General features: G+C 71.8%; 2 protein-coding genes. One reads left to right on the forward strand and one right to left on the reverse strand.

The features are described from left to right. The coding region (locus tag V7793_RS37720) for a coiled-coil domain-containing protein (protein WP_443058091.1) at positions 1 to 593 on the reverse strand (593 nt) is incomplete at its 3' end. Positions 594 to 911: 318 nt separating this feature from the next. On the opposite strand from V7793_RS37720, the gene V7793_RS37725 reads away from it, so the two are divergent. Continuing rightward, on the forward strand, positions 912 to 1249 hold a 338-nt coding region (locus V7793_RS37725), incomplete at its 3' end, for a hypothetical protein (RefSeq protein ID WP_336014259.1).

Here is a 1249-nt window from a genome sequence, read left to right on the forward strand (position 1 = left end):
AGCACCCTCCTGGCCCCCGCGAGTTTGCCCTCGACGGTCCGCTTGTGGCGGGCAAGGCCGGCCTGCTCCTGCTTGAGCTCCGTGAGGCGGGCGTCGGCGGCCGTGCGGACCTGCCGGATCTCCCGCGCTTCGCGCTCGTAACGGCCGACGGCCACCGCCTGCCGGCTGCCCGCCTGGTGGGCCAGGGCGGCCCGCTCCAGGTACTGGCCGGGGGAGGAGGAGAGCATCAGCTGCACGCTCGGGGGCATCCCGCCCTCGCGGTACTGGGCGGTGGCGTAGGAGCCCAGGGCGTTGCGGGCGGCGTTGAGCCGCTCGGTCCTGCGGGCGGCCCGGTCCTGCAGCTCTTCGAGGGCGGCCTCCGCCCGGTCGGCCTTCTCCTTGGCGCCGTTGTACCGCTCGGTGGCCTCCTCGGCCTCCCGGTAGTACCGGTCGACCTGGGCTCTGAGCTGGGCCGTCGACGGCGGGGGAGCGGCCTGCGCGGTGCCGTCGAGGAGCGTGGCGGTGGCGGCGCCCGCAAGGGCGAGACCGGCCGCGGTCCGTACGGTGCCGCTGGTGAGCGGGTGCTGCCTGGGCTTGCGGTGCGCTGCTGCCACGCCGGCCGTCACTTCCTTCCAGACCTGCTGTTCCTGCCCGGTCCGCCGGCCCTGTGGCCGTGCCGGACGGTGTCCGGCGGCGGTCCGTCGCGAGGGGGGAGCGCGCGGACCGCCGCCGTCTGGGCCAGGACGCTATTCCGCAGGGTCACGCTCCAGAACACAGATGACCGGTAGTGGATGAAATCGATCAGCGCGCTTTGGCGGGTGATCATGTCGACCCCGCCCCTGCGGATGGATATATGCCGCCCGTGACCGAAGTGGCGATTGCGCCCCACCTGCCTGCCCGTGGGTGATATGGCCCCCGCTAGGGTCGGCCTCATGGACGTACTCATTCACGCCGTCGTCGGCCTGCACATCGTCGGCATCGGCGCGCTGCTCGGCGGCTTCATGACCCAGATGAAGGCCATGGGCAGGGGCGAGGCGCGGATGGTGCCCGCCATGCTGCACGGCGCGCTGACCATGCTGGTCACGGGCGTGGCGCTGGTGGGTCTCAACCAGGCACAGGACCACACCCTGAACATGGTCAAGATCGGCACGAAGCTCGCGCTGCTCGTCGTGATCCTCGGCCTGGTCTACGTCAAGCGCGACGACGAGAAGGTGCCGGCCCCGGTGTTCGGCGCGGTGGGCGCGCTGACCGTGGTGAACATCTTCATCGC

The sequence above is a fragment of the Streptomyces sp. KLMMK genome (assembly GCF_036961605.1).
Taxonomy (GTDB): Bacteria; Actinomycetota; Actinomycetes; order Streptomycetales; family Streptomycetaceae; genus Streptomyces; species Streptomyces telluris.